Origin of the sequence: Flavobacterium sp. J372 (genome assembly GCF_024699965.1) — a bacterium.
Classification (GTDB): domain Bacteria; phylum Bacteroidota; class Bacteroidia; order Flavobacteriales; family Flavobacteriaceae; genus Flavobacterium.
The window spans coordinates 1,351,174-1,365,422 of the sequence record NZ_JAJOMZ010000004.1; the positions used below are offsets into that span (position 1 = coordinate 1,351,174).

Sequence of the window (14,249 nt, forward strand, 5' to 3'; positions counted from 1 at the left end):
TAAATAGAATTTAAATGTGTGTAAAAGGCTCCTCTATGAGGGGCTTTTTTTATTATTCATTTTCAAGGTTTTCATTAAAAGCCGATGGCAAGAGCTGTGGTATAAATTTTATAAGCAATGGCAGCAGCAGGCTTCCGCCGGGCAGCAGGAATATGGTTAGCGATGGTACTGTTTTGCATATTTCGAGCAGCTGTTTGCGTACTTTTTTCTTTTCTTTGGGGCTTAAGCTGCGGTGGGTAGAATGGGTGAGCAGTACCATAAGCTCGCCATTGTTGGCAAGCTCTTTAACCAGGCGTTTTTTATTCCTGTTTATAAGTGTGATAACAAATTGTGACGTGTGGTCATAAAAATGCTTTACCGGGTTTGAGTATTTAAAGTAGGCAATGTTTTTTTGTGCAGCTTTATAAACACATCAAAAGCGGCAATACTGTCGGCGGTGGCTTCTTCATCTATGCCCAGCCATTCCGCCAGGCGGTATACAAATTCAAGGTCGGCATTTTCAACACTGCCTTCTTTCCATATAGCCATAACTGCCATATCAAGCAAGTACGCTTTTTCAAGGTATGTATTAAAATAATCAGTATCGATTATACTTATATCGGCCGGGCCGGTTTGGGAAAGCCTTGTGTAACGTACCGATGCTTCAAAGAGCTTTTCAAGCAATGTGTCATATTCTGTCGTGTTAGGCTTTGCTTTAAGTGCAAGCATTGCTGTACCTACTACAGTTTCTTCAAGCTTACGGATATGTACAGCAGGGTCATTATTCCCTTCAAGGAATTTGGCGAAAGCAGGCACGTCCATATACAATAGCGCATTCGTAATTACGTGCGAGAAATTCCGTGTTAGTATGTTATCGTTCGTGTGTACACGTTCATCTATAAAGCCTTCAAGTTCATGGCTTTGCTGAGATGATGGCAATACTTTTTTGAGGAGGCCAAACCCCTGAGGAGTGATTTGCCTGTAAAACTTAAGCGCAGCATCTAAAAAAAACTGTTTATCAAGCTGGCCTGTTTTATTGCAACACGTGCAATATAGTGCACCAAGCAGTGCTACCTTGGCCTTCTCTTCATCTGTCCAGCCACTAATCTCACTTGATTCAAAACCTTGCGGGGCTATTATATGCCCATATATGAGGCCTGTATTACGTATTTTTAGGTATAGTGCATCCTCTGCGGCATCGTTGATTGCTGCAGCTTTTTGTGCAAAATACTTGTCTATCCAGCCGTGGGCTGACGGGTTGATCATCTCTTTAAGAATGTAATGCAAAGCTACGGATTGATTTAAATTCAACAAGCGTTAAAAATGCAATATCTATATGTTAAGTATAGATGATGAAGATGTAGAAGAAAATACTTTTGTAAGTAAACTCAACGGTTATGACACTAAAATCAGGCTATCCTTTTTGGTTGGTTAAAAACGGCCTTCCATTTACTTTTCCAAAACTTGACCATGACATCACTACAGATGTTGTTATTATAGGGGCAGGCATATCAGGTGCGCTGGTACGCTACTACCTTGTAAATGAGGGAATAGATTGTGTAACTCTCGATGCCCGTACTATAGGCCTGGGCAGTACCAGCGCAAGCACATCTTTGCTTCAGTATGAAATAGACAGGCCGCTGTGTAAACTTATTGATACTGTTGGTAAAGAAAAAGCGGAACGCGCCTACCAGCTTTGTGGCGAAGCCATCACCAAGATAGGAAAGATATCAAAGGAGCTTGGGCTGGATGATTTTGAATATAAGCAAAGCATCTACTATGCAGCTTTTAAAAAGGATGTGCCAATGCTGAAGAAAGAATTTGAGGCACGAAAGGCAGCAGGGTTTGAAGTGGAATATCTTGAGCCGGATGAATTATTGAAGCAATACGGTTTTAAGGGCCATGGCGCCATACGCTCAAAACTTGCTGCACAAACAAACGCCTACATGTTTACGCACTGCCTGCTGCAGCACCGGAGGAATAAAAAAGATAACGTCAATATTTATGACAGGACTGAGGTTACAACGATAAAACATAATAAAAACGGTGTTACACTTAAAACGGAATCAGGTTACACTGTAAAGTGCAATAAGCTTGTATACGCAACGGGATATGAAGTTGTAAACTTTATAGATAAAAAGATTGTTGACCTGCAATCTACTTATGCAGTAATAAGCGAGCAGTATAATGAGCGCCCATTCTGGAAAGATGAAGCGCTTATATGGAACACGGCAAATCCTTACTTATACCTGCGCACAACGCCGGATAACCGTGTGCTGATAGGCGGGAGGGATGTATGGTTTCATGATCCTGCCAAAAGAGATAAATTAATGAAATATAAGGCTAAGCACCTGGTTGAAGATGCAAACAAGCTGTTTCCTCATCTCAACTTTAAACCTGAATTTACCTGGTGCGGCACATTTGGCTCTACAAAAGATATGCTGCCCTACATTGGTGAGTACAAACCTTTGCCTAACAGTTATTTTTCACTCGGGTTCGGCGGCAACGGAATTACCTTCAGCCTCATTGGGGCTGAGATTATAAGAGATTTAATACTTGGCCGTGATAATAAAGACGCTGAAATCTTTAAATTTGACAGGTAAACTGCAATGACATATGAAAATCAGGAAGGGTGCAACAAAAACCTGGAAAGTCTTAAAGAAAACCGCAGCTGAATTTAATGAAGACAATGCTATTAAGCTAAGCGCATCTTTAGCCTATTACACTATATTTTCCATAGCGCCGCTGTCTATAATCATCTTGTCTTTGTGCGGCGTATTTTTTGGTGAAGATGCCGTAAACGGGCAATTTTACGGCCAGATAAAAAACCTTGTGGGCAATCAGGCTGCCATCCAGATACAGGAGACCATAAAAAATATGGAGCTAAACCATAACAATGTATTTGCCATGACAGTAGGTATTGTAATACTGCTTGTAGGGGCTTCAGGTGTTTTTGCCGAGATACAAAGCTCAATAAATTACATCTGGGGGCTGCGTGCAAAGCCAAAACGCGGCCTTTCAAAATTCCTGCTTAACAGGCTTATGTCTTTTTCTATGATAGGTGTAATGGGGTTTATTTTACTGGTAAGCCTGGTAGCCAATACCATACTTGACCTGATTAGCGATGAGCTTATAGGGTTTCTTCCCAATGCAACTGTATATCTGTTATATGGTCTAAATTTAGGGGTGGTGCTGGCAATAATTACTTTATTGTTTGCGGTAATCTTTAAAACACTGCCCGATGGGAAGCTCGCCTGGAAAGATACGCTGATAGGCTCGGGCGTTACAGCCGTGTTGTTTATGATAGGTAAATTCGGCATCAGCTTTTATCTCGGCACTTCAACTGTGGCTACGGCTTATGGGGCAGCAGGCTCAGTAGTTATAATTTTAGTGTGGGTTTATTATTCAGCCATCATACTATACTTTGGTGCAGAGTTTACAAAAGTATATGCTACCATGTATGGAAAGAGTATAGTGCCGAACGGTTACGCCGTGACAATACAAAAAGAAGTGTTTGAAATAGAAGAGGATGTAAAATCCTGATTTTAAGATTTCTGTAACACTTATTGTGATAATGGTAACATAGCGGTAAGCATTTCCGCGTTAAATTCGTATTTCCAAACAATATAAATTTAAACACTAACCATTATGAAAAAAGTATCAATTTTCGCGAAAATGCTTTTGGGTGCCGCAGTATTTGCTATGGCGCTTGGTACAGTATCATGTAAAGACGAAAACAAAGCTGAAGACCCTAAAGAAGTTGCTGAAGACCAGAACGAAGCAAAATTTGACGATGCTAATGACGAGATGGAGGATGACTCACAATATCTTGTTGATGCTGCAGAAACTGACATGAAAGAAATTGAACTGGGTAAACTGGCACTTTCAAAAAGTACAAATGCAGATATAAAAGGCCTTGCCCAGATGATGATTGATGAGCATACAAAAGCATCAGAAGAAACTAAAGCGCTTGCTACTAAGAAAAATATCACCTTGCCAGCTGCGGTTACTGAAAAAGTGCAGGAGAAATATGCTGACATGAATGACAAAACCGGAACTGATTTTGACAAAGCGTATGCTGACAAGATGGTTGACGGCCACGAGAAGATGATTGACAAAATGGAAAAAGCTTCTGAAAAAGCTGCCGATGCTGATATAAGGGCATGGGCTGCAAAAATGCTTCCTACACTTCGTAAGCATCTTGACCATTCAAAAATGGTAAAAGAGAAAGTTGATGCAATGAAATAATTGTAATTGCATATGAGAAACGCACTTTACATACTGGCTGTTATACTTATAATAATCTGGGCGGTGGGCAGCTTTGCCTATCATGTAGGCAGCGCACTTATACATCTTTTACTGGTGGTTGCCTTTATAGCAATACTTGTAAACCTGTTTAAACGCCGAAGGAGATTATAGTATTAATGCCATTTATATAAAAACCCGCTGTGATATATCGCAGCGGGTTTTTATTTATACTTATTTGGCATTCTTCTTTAAATGCATTACTAAATCAATTAATCTCGATGAATACCCAATCTCATTATCATACCAGCCTACAACTTTCACCATCCTGCCGATAACTGATGTAAGCTGAGCATCAAAAAGGCAGGAGTGCCGGTTGCCAAGCACATCTACCGAAACTATTGGGTCTTCTGTGTACGCTAAGATGCCTTTAAGCTCATTTTCAGAAGCAGCTTTAAAAGCGGCATTAATCTCTTCAATAGACGCTTCACGCTTTACATAGCAGGTAATATCGGTAAGCGAACCATCAGGTACGGGTACGCGTATGCCGCCGCCGCCTATTTTCCCTTCAAACTCTGGGAAAACTTTTGTAAGGGCTTTAGCTGCGCCGGTAGTTGTCGGCACTATAGATTGTGATGCCGCACGGGCACGGCGCAGGTCTTTATGCGGCTGGTCATGCAGGCTTTGGTCGGTTGTGTAAGAGTGTACTGTCGTAATATATGCCTGCTCAATTCCGCAAAGCTCATTAATGATCTTCATCATTGGGGCGGCGTTATTTGTAGTACAGCTTGCATTAGATATTACAACCTCTGTACCGTCAAGCATTTGCTCGTTTACGCCGAGCACAATGGTTTTAATCCTGTCATCTTCAGGCGGGGCAGACAGGATAACCTTTTTAGCGCCGGAGTCGATATGCTTCTGCGCCTCTTCAAGCTTTTTTATCCTTCCGGTAGATTCTATAACTACATCAATGTTAAGCGATGCCCAGTCCAGGCTTTCAATATTTTTTTCAGAAAGGTATGCATATGATATACCATCAACAATCAGGCTGTCAAAGGTGTGCTTTACTTCAAAAGGAAGGATACCGTGTATACTGTCATACTTCAGCAAGTGTGCCATCGTAGCGGCATCAGCAATATCGTTTATGGCGACAACTTCTATTTGCTGGTGATTTATAAGCAGCCTGAAAAGGTTACGGCCTATACGCCCAAAGCCATTAATGGCAATTCGTGTTTTAGTCATTCAACTTGAAACTTTAAACCTGAAACCAATTAAAGTATATGCTTTTGCGCTTTGTATGATGAACGCACCAGTGCACCGCTTTCCACATGGCGGAAACCAAGGTCAAGGCCTATCTGCTCATATTTCTGGAATTGTTCCGGCGTTATGAACTCTTTCACCGGCAAGTGCTTTTTGCTTGGCTGCAGGTATTGTCCTATGGTTAGTACGTCAAGGTTTACAGCACGAAGGTCGTGCATTGTCTGTATTACTTCTTCCTCAGTTTCGCCAAGCCCAAGCATGATGCCTGATTTAGTGCGGTTAATGCCTGTATCTTTCAGGTAGCGCAATACCTCGAGGCTGCGCTCATATTTTGCCTGGATGCGTACTTCGCGGGTAAGGCGTTTTACAGTTTCCATGTTGTGTGAAACCACTTCAGGTGCTACTGCAACAATCCGGTCTATGTTACGCTCAATACCCTGGAAATCCGGGATAAGTGTTTCAAGGGTGGTTGTAGGGTTCATCCTGCGGATTGCCTTTACAGTCTCTGCCCAGATGATAGAGCCTCCATCCTTAAGGTCGTCACGGTCAACGCTGGTTATTACCGCGTGCTTTATATTCATCAGCTTTATAGAACGGGCTACTTTTTCAGGTTCATCCCAGTCCACAGTCTCAGGCCTGCCGGTTTTTACCCCGCAAAAGCCGCATGATCGGGTGCAGATGTTTCCGAGTATCATGAAGGTTGCAGTACCTTCGCCCCAGCATTCACCCATATTTGGGCAGCTGCCCGATGTACATATGGTATGCAGCTTGTATTTATCTACAAGTCCGCGCAGTTCAGTATATTTTTGGCCCGTTGGCAGCTTTACGCGCAGCCATTTGGGCTTTGGCGTAAGCAATCCGCCTTGTGCTACCGGGCGTGCAGTGTCAAGTACAGTCTCCATCCAACATTCACTTTAAGTGCTACAAAGATAACGTAAATTTCAATTGAATGTGTTTTTGTGGCGATTACTGTAACGGCACTGCTTATGCAGAATTACTTAGTTAACTATCAGCTTTTGGTAAAATGATTTGTTGCCTATTGTACTCTTCAGGATATATACGCCTTGAGATAAATCAAGCCGGAGTTGATTTTCTCCTGCGGTGAGCATGCATTCACGTAATAATTGCCCTGAAATGCTGTAAATCGTAACAGAGCCATCTTTTACAGTTTCTATATTCAACACGCCATTTGTAGGATTAGGATACAAGATAGGTTGAGCAATTGCAAAGTCTACCGTACCAAGTGTACACCCATAAGGGGTGTAATTTACCAGTCCTTTTGAAGCGTCATCCGCCTGGTGGTATATAACAGCTTCAACCTGTGCAGGGGTGGGCTCGGTTCCTTCAATCCAGCAATTGTTCATGGCTGATACAGCCTGGGTGGTATTGTTGTAGAGGGCATAGGTAACCCCGCCATTGCCGTTGTCTGAAAATATATTCCCACCGGGTGACGCATCTGAGCCGTCGCCGAGATTGATATGGCCTTCAGTAACCAGGGTTATCCCCCAAAGGTTACCCCTAATTTCGTTATTCGAGGCAATAATGTTCATGCCTACACCTGCTGCTGAAAGCGAAATGCCACTGCCGCCAAGCGCAGGATTATTTTGCGTATTGTTGTTGTATAATATATTTCCACGGATGTATCCTGATGATGTGGTTCCTGCCACTGTGATGCCGTACCTGTTATCAAACACGGTATTATTATCAATTATCACCTTGCTTGGGTTGCCCAGCAATGCAGCGACTGCAATACCGCCAACCATGGTGTTTGCAGGATTCCCCTTTACGATATTTCCAATAATGCGTATCGTGTCGTTCCCTCCTGGCCCCATATTTATTTGCGGGCGGTTCCCGTTTGACTGGCTGTTCCATTCCAGGTAGTTATTTTCGATTAACGCTGCAACCTCCTGGTTTGCCCCAGAGGCGAGTGCCGGCATTTTATTGAATTTAAATGTTGAGTTCTTTACCACGGGGCTTCCCTTTGAAAATGAAATAGCGGCCGAGGTTGAAATTAAATCAGTATGATAAGATACCGTACAATTGTCCATTGTAAAGTTGGCCGTAAGCACCCTTATGCCGCCACCATATGTAATCGTGGTATTTTTAAAACTGCCAACAGAATTATCCTCAAGCCTAATCCCCTGAAAGTAGGATTGCGGATTTGCGGGTGTAGCTGTTATTGTTATATTCTGTGCATTTGTGACTAAACTGCCAAAAACAGTTATGAGTACACCTGCATTAACATATACCGTTGTATTGTCGGCCTCAATACGCAAAGCATCTGTTGCAGCGATTGTAATGTCTTGTGATATAGTATAAATCCCGCCGTTTAGCGATACTGATGCAGGCGCATTTGTTATCAGGTCATCAAGAGTCCAGTTTACGCCTGTGCCGGGAGTTGTATATTGTGAAAAGGCAATTGTTTGTACAAAAAGTAAAAGAACTGCAAAGAGTAATTGTTTACGCATAACTGTGTTTTTTAGGATGTACCATAAAGTTATCTAATTGTAAAAATGCCCTCGTTAACCAAAAGTTAATACTTTCGCATGCATGCTCAATAAAAAAATCCCCTTTCGGGGAGATTGTTATTTTATGTTGACTAAAATTGGCAGGCTGTAAGCTGTACGAACTGCCTTGCCTTTTTTCTTACCGGGTTTCCACTTGGTTTTAATGGATTTTAGTACACGCTCCGCTTCAGCGGCAAGATTATAGCCAGGATCGCGGCCAACTTTTATATTTGTCATGGTTCCGTCGGGCTCTACCACAAACGATACATATACCCGCACCTGCATCACACGGTTTACCTCAGGTATCCTGAATTTATTGCCTACGGTTTTCAGGAAATTGTCAACGCCACCCGGGAATTCAGGCATTTCATCAACAAAGGTTTCTATAGTTTCCGGTCCTGTCCCGGTAGTTGGTTTTTCAGATGTGCCTGTGCCTTCCGGCGTACCTGTAGGTGATGATGGCCCTATTACTATTTCACGGCCTTCACCTTCATCGGTGACATTACTTATTTCTGTTTCCTGAACTTGCTTTGTTGTAGGTACATCAACCGAAGTTGGGTCAGATGTAGCCATCGGCTTAACGAACCGTATTGTTTTATTAGGATTTTTTGTGCCGGTGCTTCAGGTTCAGCTTTAGGCGGCTCCAATGGTTTTGGTGGTTCAAGAGGTAATATTTCCGGGCTCACCTCTATTACCGTCCCCGGGTCTTTGGCAGTTTCAGGCGCCGGTTTAAACGAATTCATTACAACAGGTATCGCTACCAGTAAACTCATAAAACCAACACCTGAAAAAAGGCTTTCATCGTGGTTTTTCCGTCATCCTTGCGCAGCTGATACGCGCCGTACGCTTTGTTGCGGCCTTCAAACACGAGGTCTATCCAGCCCCGCTCAAACACACTTACTTTTGGCATAACATTAAAGTTTTAAGGTTGGTATTAAAATATATCAACTATAATGTTATAGTATATGCGAATATTGCAGTGTGTAAGTGGAGTGGCTGAAGAATCAGCAATTGTTTTTTTGTATGATTTCAGCAAGTAACTTTTTTGCGCGAAGAAGCTTGACCTTTACATTGTTTAAGGGTTCATGTACGGTGTCGGCAATTTCCTGGTAGCTAAGTTCCTGGAAATAGCGCAGCTGTATCATTTCCTGGTATTGAGGCTTAAGCTGCTTTACGCAAGACAGCAAAGAGGAGAGGTTTTGGTCTTTAATCAACTGGTCTTCGGCTGTAAGGCTGGTGTCTGCTACATTGTAAGCCTTATCATCTTCTTCATCTGTTATTTCAATAAAAAGTGACGATTTCTTTTTGCGAAGAAGGTCAATATGTACATTCTTGGCGATTGCGATAAGCCATGTATTAAAGGCATATTCCGGATTGTAAGTACTTATCCTGTCAAAAGCCTTAGCAAAAGTTTCAATTACAATATCTTCAGTATCTGTTTCATTTTCCGTGCGTTTCAGCATAAAGCCATATACCTCATTCCAGAAAAAATCAAGCAAAAAAGTAAATGCCACCTGGTCACCCTCCCGGGCTTTACTAATATTTTGCTGAATGAGTTCGGATGTTACTTCCAATGTGCAGATTTTGAAAACAGGTTGCTTATAAATACATTAAGTTGAGTGAAGGTAACAATTATTTCGATAATCGGATAGAAGTACACCGTGTCTTTTTCTTTTAGTTTACCGGCGCTGTAGCCCATCACAATCCAGGTAATGATATACCTGAACACGATCACCGGTACCAAAAACATCCAGTTATATTGCAAAGCTCCAAGCACAATTGCCATGATAATGAAAGCAAGCTGGGTAAAAGCAAATAGCTTAAGTTGCAGCTTATCCTCAATTTTAAAGAATGATGCTGTGTAAGCGCCACGCCTTTTGTGGGTGAACCATTCTTTAAAACTATGTTTAGGTTCGCTGTAAGTAAAGCTTTCGGGAACATCACAAACAGTTGTATTCTTCTTATTTGCTGATTGGTTAATAAAAAGCGCGTCTTCCCCTGTGCGTATATTCATATGGTCTATGAATCCGTTAACTTTAAAGAATTCCTCTTTTTTGTATGCCAGGTTACGCCCTTCCCCCGAAAATGGCATACCTGCCTTTGCCCAGGAAAATTGCTGTGTGGCAGTAAGCATGGCATCAAAACGTATAATTTTATTAAGAAATGAGCCTTTTATCTTTTCATACGCTCCGTAGCCAAGAATGATTGTTTTGCTCATAGTAAATTGCGAGCTCATTGTCTTTATCCACTGGTCAGAGTCAGGGTAGCAGTCGGCATCGGTAAAAAGCAGGTATTCTTTTTTAGCAGCTTTGATGCCAAGTGTTAGTGCGAATTTTTTATTACCCCAAAACGCTTCGTTATTCTCAACTTTTACAAGACGAATGTTGCTATACTGCTTTTCAAATTCTTCGAAAATGTCCAAGGTTTCATCTGATGAAGCATCATCAATTAAGACAATTTCATAGTCCGGATAATCCTGCGTAGCCAGTAGCGGCACAAATTGCTTTACTTTCTCTGCTTCATTTTTTGCACAAACTATTACCGAAATGGGGATACGTTTTGGCGTTACCTGCTGCGGTTTCGAGAAGGCGAATTTCGAGAATATCCCCAGGTAATACACAAGCTGTATAAGTACTATCGCGACAAAAATGTAGAAAATAATGTTCAGCATATAGGCGGTGGTTTTGCTGTTGCAAATTTACATTCAATTATTAAATTGGCTTGTAAAAAACACTAAATAATATTTACTTCAGCTTCAATACTAATCCCGAATTTTTCTTTTACCGTCGACTGAATTTTTCTTGATAAATCGAGTAATTCCTGGCCCGTAGCATTACCGTAATTTACCAGCACCAATGCCTGTTTTGCATGTACTCCCGCATCGCCGAAGCGGCTGCCCTTAAATCCGGCCTGCTCAATAAGCCAGCCCGCAGGCACTTTTACCTCAGTATCGCTAACCGTATAGTGCGGCATCTGCGGATGTTGTAGAAACGCTTTTTCGAATTCTTCGCTAGTAATGATTGGGTTTTTGAAGAAACTGCCACTGTTACCCAGTTCTTTTGGGTCGGGTAGTTTGCTGCGGCGTATAGCTGTTACAGCATTACTCACATCTTTTATGGTTGGAACCACAATGCCATTTTTAGTCAGTTCGGCAGCTATGTCACCGTAGGAAGTATTGATTTTATGGTTCTCTGTAGTAAGCCTGAAGGTTACTGAAGTAATGATGTATTTACCTTTCAGTTCGCCTTTAAAAATACTTTCGCGGTAAGCAAATTCACACTCTTCTTTAGTGAACGTGCGCAGCTGCTGTGTCGTTATTTCCATTGCTTCGCAAGAAACAAAAGTGTCCTTTATCTCAGTGCCATATGCGCCTATATTTTGTATAGGAGTAGTCCCTACATTACCCGGAATCAACGACAGGTTCTCAAGTCCGCCAAGATTATTGTCAATACAATACAATACAAACTCATGCCAGTTTTCGCCCGCCATTGCCATAACATCTGCCGTACCATTAGCATTGTTTGTAATAGTTTTACCCTTTATATCTACATGGATAACCAACGCGTCAATATCCTTAGTTAAAAGCATGTTGCTGCCGCCACCAAGTATAAAAAGTTCTTTGCCGGCAGTTTCACGAAGCACTTCGGTAAGTTCGTCAACACTGTGTACAGCTACAAATTCTTTTGCAAAAGCGCTAAGGCCGAAGGTGTTGTGTTGTTTTAACGGATAATTTTTAAGGATTTCCATGCAGTAGATATGCAGTTGATTTGCTGCCGTAAAAGTAATTTTTTGCCACGAATTACACTAATTTCCACCAATTTTAAAACCACAATATATTTTGTGCAATTCGTGAAATTCGTGGCAAAAATGATGCAAAAGAATTATTCCGTAGTCAGCGCCCGGTTTATAAACTCAACCAGTGGCTGCAAAACCAACAGTTTCTCTGATGTTGCCTTAACGAAATCTTTCGCCTGCACTTCTTTGTCTGTAAGCTTTGCCGTAGCTGTAAAACTTTTCAGGCGTAAGAATTGAATTGCAGGATGGTCTTTGTCGAAATCTTTGGGTGCCGATTTCAGCGTATTGTTTTCATCGCTGTCAAGCGCACCATATATCTTTTTAAATTGAGGTTCAGCCACTATTTCTTCAAGGTCTTCGTAAAACCCTTTAATTTCGCGTCGTATTTTCCTGAGGTCGGCCGCGTCAGGATAGTGTATACCTGCCGCGATAAAACTTGCTCCCGGTTCAATATGCACGTAATAACCCGCGAGGTTAGTGTTTTTGGTACCTTCGCTCAGCCATATCGCCATATTGGTTTTGTACGGAGTCTTATCTTTGCTGAAGCGTATATCGCGGTTTATACGAAACGAGACGTCCTTAAAATCAAGCTGACTAAGCGATTCGTCGACCTTGCTCATTTCGGCTATGAAAGCCTCCCCGAGCTGCCTGTAGTTTTTCTTGTACTCTTCATAGCACTTCGCCTGCGAAATAAACCATTCGCGATTATTGTTTTGTTTTAAGTCTTTAAGGAATTGAAAGCTTTCGGGTTGCAGCATTGGTTTAATTATTTATCTTGTATTCCAGTCTTTTGGATTTAATGATGTATGGAAAATGCCAACGATAACTATGTTTTCAGCATCTGTATCAATATAAAAATGTATCATATAGGGAAAAACTGTAACTACCGCTGTTCTGATGTTTTTATATCTAAATGAAGTTTGTTGGGGATTTTGTGATATGATTTTAAGTTCTCTTCGTATAGTAGAAGTAAACCTTTTACCAAGGCCTTTTTGCTGATTTTCATACCACTCAGCGGCAGTTTTTAAATCTAATTTTGCTTCGGCAGATAACTGAACCTTCATTACAGGTCCCTTTCAATTTCGTCGATAGTTTCATCAGCGTCAAAAAGTTTAGATTTTCCGCTTTCAATCATTTCAACCCTTCTGTCAATTTCGTCTTTATGTGTTTGCGGAATTTCAGAGGTGTCTAAATCAGTATCTTTAAACTTTTTCTTAAAAGAAAGCCACTCCTGAATAGGAATAAATACACCAGTTGTTTTTCCGTTATTATCTAATATATATTGTAAATTCATGATGCTATTCTTTCTACGAAATTAAAAAATATGCATGATTTTTACAAATTAAACATCTTATAACTCTGGTGCATTTCCTTGATGATATTCTCAGTGCGTTCGGCGTGGGTATCGGTAATGAAAATCTGCCCGAAAACCTCATGGTCTATCATGCTTACAATACGCGCTACACGGGTTTCATCAAGCTTATCAAAAATATCATCAAACAGCAATATTGGCAACACGCCACTTTTTTGTTTGATGAATTCAAACTGCGCAAGCTTAAGGGCTATCAGGTACGACTTCTGTTGTCCCTGGCTGCCGAATTTCTTAATAGGGTGCCCGCCAATTGTAAAAGCAAGGTCGTCTTTATGTATTCCTACAGAGGTGTATTGCAGCACACGGTCGCGCTGAAGGTTTTCATCGAGCAGGGTAGACAGCGGCTGGTCAAACAAACGGCTTTCGTAGGTTAACGATACATCTTCTGCCGACTCGGTAATGGTGTGGTGGTGCTTATTGAAAATCGGTATGAAGTCTTCTAAAAACTTCTTTCGTGTTTCAAAAATGGGCTGCCCTAAATTATCCAGCTGCTCATTATATATTGTTAGCGTTTCGCTATCAAAAGTATGGTTCAGGGCAAAATACTTAAGCAGTGCATTCCGTTGCGCCAGCACTTTCTGGTAGGCAATAAGCTGTTGCAGATAAGCAGCATCAGATACTGAAATCACACTGTCAATAAAACTGCGGCGGGTTTCACTGCCTTCAGTAATAAGGTCGCTGTCATACGGGCTTATTATTACTAAAGGAATAAACCCAACATGTTCCGAAAACTTATCATAAGGTTTACCATTTCGCTTAAGGGCTTTTTTTTGTCCTTTCTTCAGGCTGCAGACAATTTGCTCGTTACGCCCAGCTTTTTCAAACTCTCCCTCAATTACAAAAAATTCCTCTCCATGCCTTATATTTTGCACTGCCATCGGGTTAAAATAGCTTTTGCCATAGGCCAGGTGATAAATAGCATCGAGTACATTGGTTTTGCCAACACCGTTGCGGCCGGTAAAGCAGTTTATCTTCGGGTCAAACTCATAGTCTGCCGACGCTATATTCTTGTAATTTAATAGGGATAAGTGCTTGAGGTACATTAGTATTTAAAACTCCGCACAATGCGGCTGCCATAATTTACGGCTTTT

General features: G+C 41.5%; 18 protein-coding genes. 4 read left to right on the forward strand and 14 right to left on the reverse strand.

All coding sequences use genetic code 11. The annotated features are described in order from the left end of the window. Positions 1–52 precede the first annotated feature (52 nt). Together LRS05_RS06810 and LRS05_RS06815 are read right to left on the reverse strand one after the other, a co-directional pair. The gene (locus tag LRS05_RS06810) at positions 53–259 is read right to left on the reverse strand and encodes an LETM1 domain-containing protein (protein ID WP_257867620.1); all 207 of its coding nucleotides are present in this window, start codon (positions 257–259) and stop codon (positions 53–55) included. Between the two features lie 95 nt (positions 260–354). Further along, the gene (locus LRS05_RS06815; RefSeq protein WP_257867621.1) at positions 355–1,266 is read right to left on the reverse strand and encodes an LETM1-related biofilm-associated protein; all 912 of its coding nucleotides are present in this window, start codon (positions 1,264–1,266) and stop codon (positions 355–357) included. Between the two features lie 110 nt (positions 1,267–1,376). Between LRS05_RS06815 and LRS05_RS06820 the strand changes: the two genes are divergently transcribed. The 4 genes from LRS05_RS06820 to LRS05_RS06835 all read left to right on the forward strand — a co-directional run bounded on the left by LRS05_RS06820 (position 1,377) and on the right by LRS05_RS06835 (position 4,398). Then, entirely contained in the window at positions 1,377–2,582 is a 1,206-nt protein-coding gene (locus tag LRS05_RS06820) for an FAD-binding oxidoreductase (RefSeq protein WP_257867622.1), read from the forward strand. A 13-nt stretch (positions 2,583–2,595) separates the two neighbouring features. Beyond that, positions 2,596–3,522 carry a YihY/virulence factor BrkB family protein gene (locus LRS05_RS06825; RefSeq protein ID WP_257867623.1) on the forward strand — a complete coding sequence of 309 codons (927 nt, stop codon included), beginning with the start codon at positions 2,596–2,598 and terminating at the stop codon, positions 3,520–3,522. A 105-nt stretch (positions 3,523–3,627) separates the two neighbouring features. Further along, entirely contained in the window at positions 3,628–4,227 is a 600-nt protein-coding gene (locus LRS05_RS06830; RefSeq protein ID WP_257867624.1) for a DUF4142 domain-containing protein, read from the forward strand. Between the two features lie 12 nt (positions 4,228–4,239). Then, positions 4,240–4,398 (forward strand): lmo0937 family membrane protein, encoded by a 159-nt coding sequence (locus LRS05_RS06835; protein WP_257867625.1) that lies wholly within the window; start codon positions 4,240–4,242, stop codon positions 4,396–4,398. Between the two features lie 60 nt (positions 4,399–4,458). Here the strand turns inward: LRS05_RS06835 and gap are convergent, their stop codons facing one another. The 12 genes from gap to recF form a co-directional block, all read right to left on the reverse strand. Beyond that, the gene (gene gap, locus LRS05_RS06840; RefSeq protein ID WP_257867626.1) at positions 4,459–5,466 is read right to left on the reverse strand and encodes a type I glyceraldehyde-3-phosphate dehydrogenase; all 1,008 of its coding nucleotides are present in this window, start codon (positions 5,464–5,466) and stop codon (positions 4,459–4,461) included. A gap of 29 nt (positions 5,467–5,495) precedes the next feature. Then, a complete protein-coding gene (lipA, locus tag LRS05_RS06845; protein ID WP_257867627.1) occupies positions 5,496–6,386 on the reverse strand; it encodes a lipoyl synthase in 891 nt (296 codons plus the stop codon). A 96-nt stretch (positions 6,387–6,482) separates the two neighbouring features. After that, entirely contained in the window at positions 6,483–7,952 is a 1,470-nt protein-coding gene (locus LRS05_RS06850) for a T9SS type A sorting domain-containing protein (RefSeq protein ID WP_257867628.1), read from the reverse strand. Positions 7,953–8,069: 117 nt separating this feature from the next. Beyond that, positions 8,070–8,564, reverse strand: a complete 495-nt coding sequence (locus LRS05_RS06855; RefSeq protein ID WP_257867629.1) for an energy transducer TonB — start codon at positions 8,562–8,564, stop codon at positions 8,070–8,072. Positions 8,565–8,760: 196 nt separating this feature from the next. Further along, positions 8,761–8,901 carry a hypothetical protein gene (locus LRS05_RS06860; protein WP_257867630.1) on the reverse strand — a complete coding sequence of 47 codons (141 nt, stop codon included), beginning with the start codon at positions 8,899–8,901 and terminating at the stop codon, positions 8,761–8,763. Between the two features lie 94 nt (positions 8,902–8,995). Beyond that, entirely contained in the window at positions 8,996–9,565 is a 570-nt protein-coding gene (locus LRS05_RS06865; protein ID WP_257867631.1) for an RNA polymerase sigma factor, read from the reverse strand. Beyond that, a complete protein-coding gene (locus LRS05_RS06870; protein ID WP_257867632.1) occupies positions 9,556–10,662 on the reverse strand; it encodes a glycosyltransferase in 1,107 nt (368 codons plus the stop codon). Before LRS05_RS06870 ends, LRS05_RS06865 begins: the two co-directional genes overlap by 10 nt. A 62-nt stretch (positions 10,663–10,724) precedes the next feature. Then, a complete protein-coding gene (gene murB, locus LRS05_RS06875) occupies positions 10,725–11,738 on the reverse strand; it encodes a UDP-N-acetylmuramate dehydrogenase (RefSeq protein WP_257867633.1) in 1,014 nt (337 codons plus the stop codon). Between the two features lie 134 nt (positions 11,739–11,872). After that, positions 11,873–12,544, reverse strand: coding sequence for a DUF2461 domain-containing protein (locus tag LRS05_RS06880; RefSeq protein ID WP_257867634.1), 672 nt, complete (start codon positions 12,542–12,544; stop codon positions 11,873–11,875). Positions 12,545–12,556: 12 nt separating this feature from the next. Then, on the reverse strand, positions 12,557–12,850 hold the full coding sequence (locus LRS05_RS06885) for a type II toxin-antitoxin system RelE/ParE family toxin (RefSeq protein ID WP_257867635.1): 294 nt from the start codon (positions 12,848–12,850) through the stop codon (positions 12,557–12,559). Then, positions 12,850–13,080: an addiction module protein gene (locus LRS05_RS06890; RefSeq protein ID WP_257867636.1), complete on the reverse strand. Its 231-nt coding sequence runs from the start codon at positions 13,078–13,080 to the stop codon at positions 12,850–12,852. The genes LRS05_RS06885 and LRS05_RS06890 overlap by 1 nt, the downstream gene beginning before the upstream one ends. A gap of 41 nt (positions 13,081–13,121) precedes the next feature. Further along, the gene (recF, locus tag LRS05_RS06895; RefSeq protein WP_257867637.1) at positions 13,122–14,201 is read right to left on the reverse strand and encodes a DNA replication/repair protein RecF; all 1,080 of its coding nucleotides are present in this window, start codon (positions 14,199–14,201) and stop codon (positions 13,122–13,124) included. Positions 14,202–14,249 lie beyond the last annotated feature (48 nt).

Excerpts from the sequence above, each read along its gene's own strand:
- LRS05_RS06850 (WP_257867628.1), bottom strand. The coding sequence starts at position 7,952 with ATGCGTAAACAATTACTCTTTGCAGTTCTTTTACTTTTTGTACAAACA.
- LRS05_RS06810 (WP_257867620.1), bottom strand. The coding sequence starts at position 259 with ATGGTACTGCTCACCCATTCTACCCACCGCAGCTTAAGCCCCAAAGAA.
- gap (WP_257867626.1), bottom strand. The coding sequence starts at position 5,466 with ATGACTAAAACACGAATTGCCATTAATGGCTTTGGGCGTATAGGCCGT.
- lipA (WP_257867627.1), bottom strand. The coding sequence starts at position 6,386 with ATGGAGACTGTACTTGACACTGCACGCCCGGTAGCACAAGGCGGATTG.
- LRS05_RS06825 (WP_257867623.1), top strand. The coding sequence starts at position 2,596 with ATGAAAATCAGGAAGGGTGCAACAAAAACCTGGAAAGTCTTAAAGAAA.
- recF (WP_257867637.1), bottom strand. The coding sequence starts at position 14,201 with ATGTACCTCAAGCACTTATCCCTATTAAATTACAAGAATATAGCGTCG.
- LRS05_RS06835 (WP_257867625.1), top strand. The coding sequence starts at position 4,240 with ATGAGAAACGCACTTTACATACTGGCTGTTATACTTATAATAATCTGG.
- LRS05_RS06855 (WP_257867629.1), bottom strand. The coding sequence starts at position 8,564 with ATGGCTACATCTGACCCAACTTCGGTTGATGTACCTACAACAAAGCAA.
- LRS05_RS06830 (WP_257867624.1), top strand. The coding sequence starts at position 3,628 with ATGAAAAAAGTATCAATTTTCGCGAAAATGCTTTTGGGTGCCGCAGTA.
- LRS05_RS06880 (WP_257867634.1), bottom strand. The coding sequence starts at position 12,544 with ATGCTGCAACCCGAAAGCTTTCAATTCCTTAAAGACTTAAAACAAAAC.
- LRS05_RS06885 (WP_257867635.1), bottom strand. The coding sequence starts at position 12,850 with ATGAAGGTTCAGTTATCTGCCGAAGCAAAATTAGATTTAAAAACTGCC.
- LRS05_RS06870 (WP_257867632.1), bottom strand. The coding sequence starts at position 10,662 with ATGCTGAACATTATTTTCTACATTTTTGTCGCGATAGTACTTATACAG.
- LRS05_RS06820 (WP_257867622.1), top strand. The coding sequence starts at position 1,377 with ATGACACTAAAATCAGGCTATCCTTTTTGGTTGGTTAAAAACGGCCTT.
- murB (WP_257867633.1), bottom strand. The coding sequence starts at position 11,738 with ATGGAAATCCTTAAAAATTATCCGTTAAAACAACACAACACCTTCGGC.
- LRS05_RS06890 (WP_257867636.1), bottom strand. The coding sequence starts at position 13,080 with ATGAATTTACAATATATATTAGATAATAACGGAAAAACAACTGGTGTA.
- LRS05_RS06860 (WP_257867630.1), bottom strand. The coding sequence starts at position 8,901 with ATGCCAAAAGTAAGTGTGTTTGAGCGGGGCTGGATAGACCTCGTGTTT.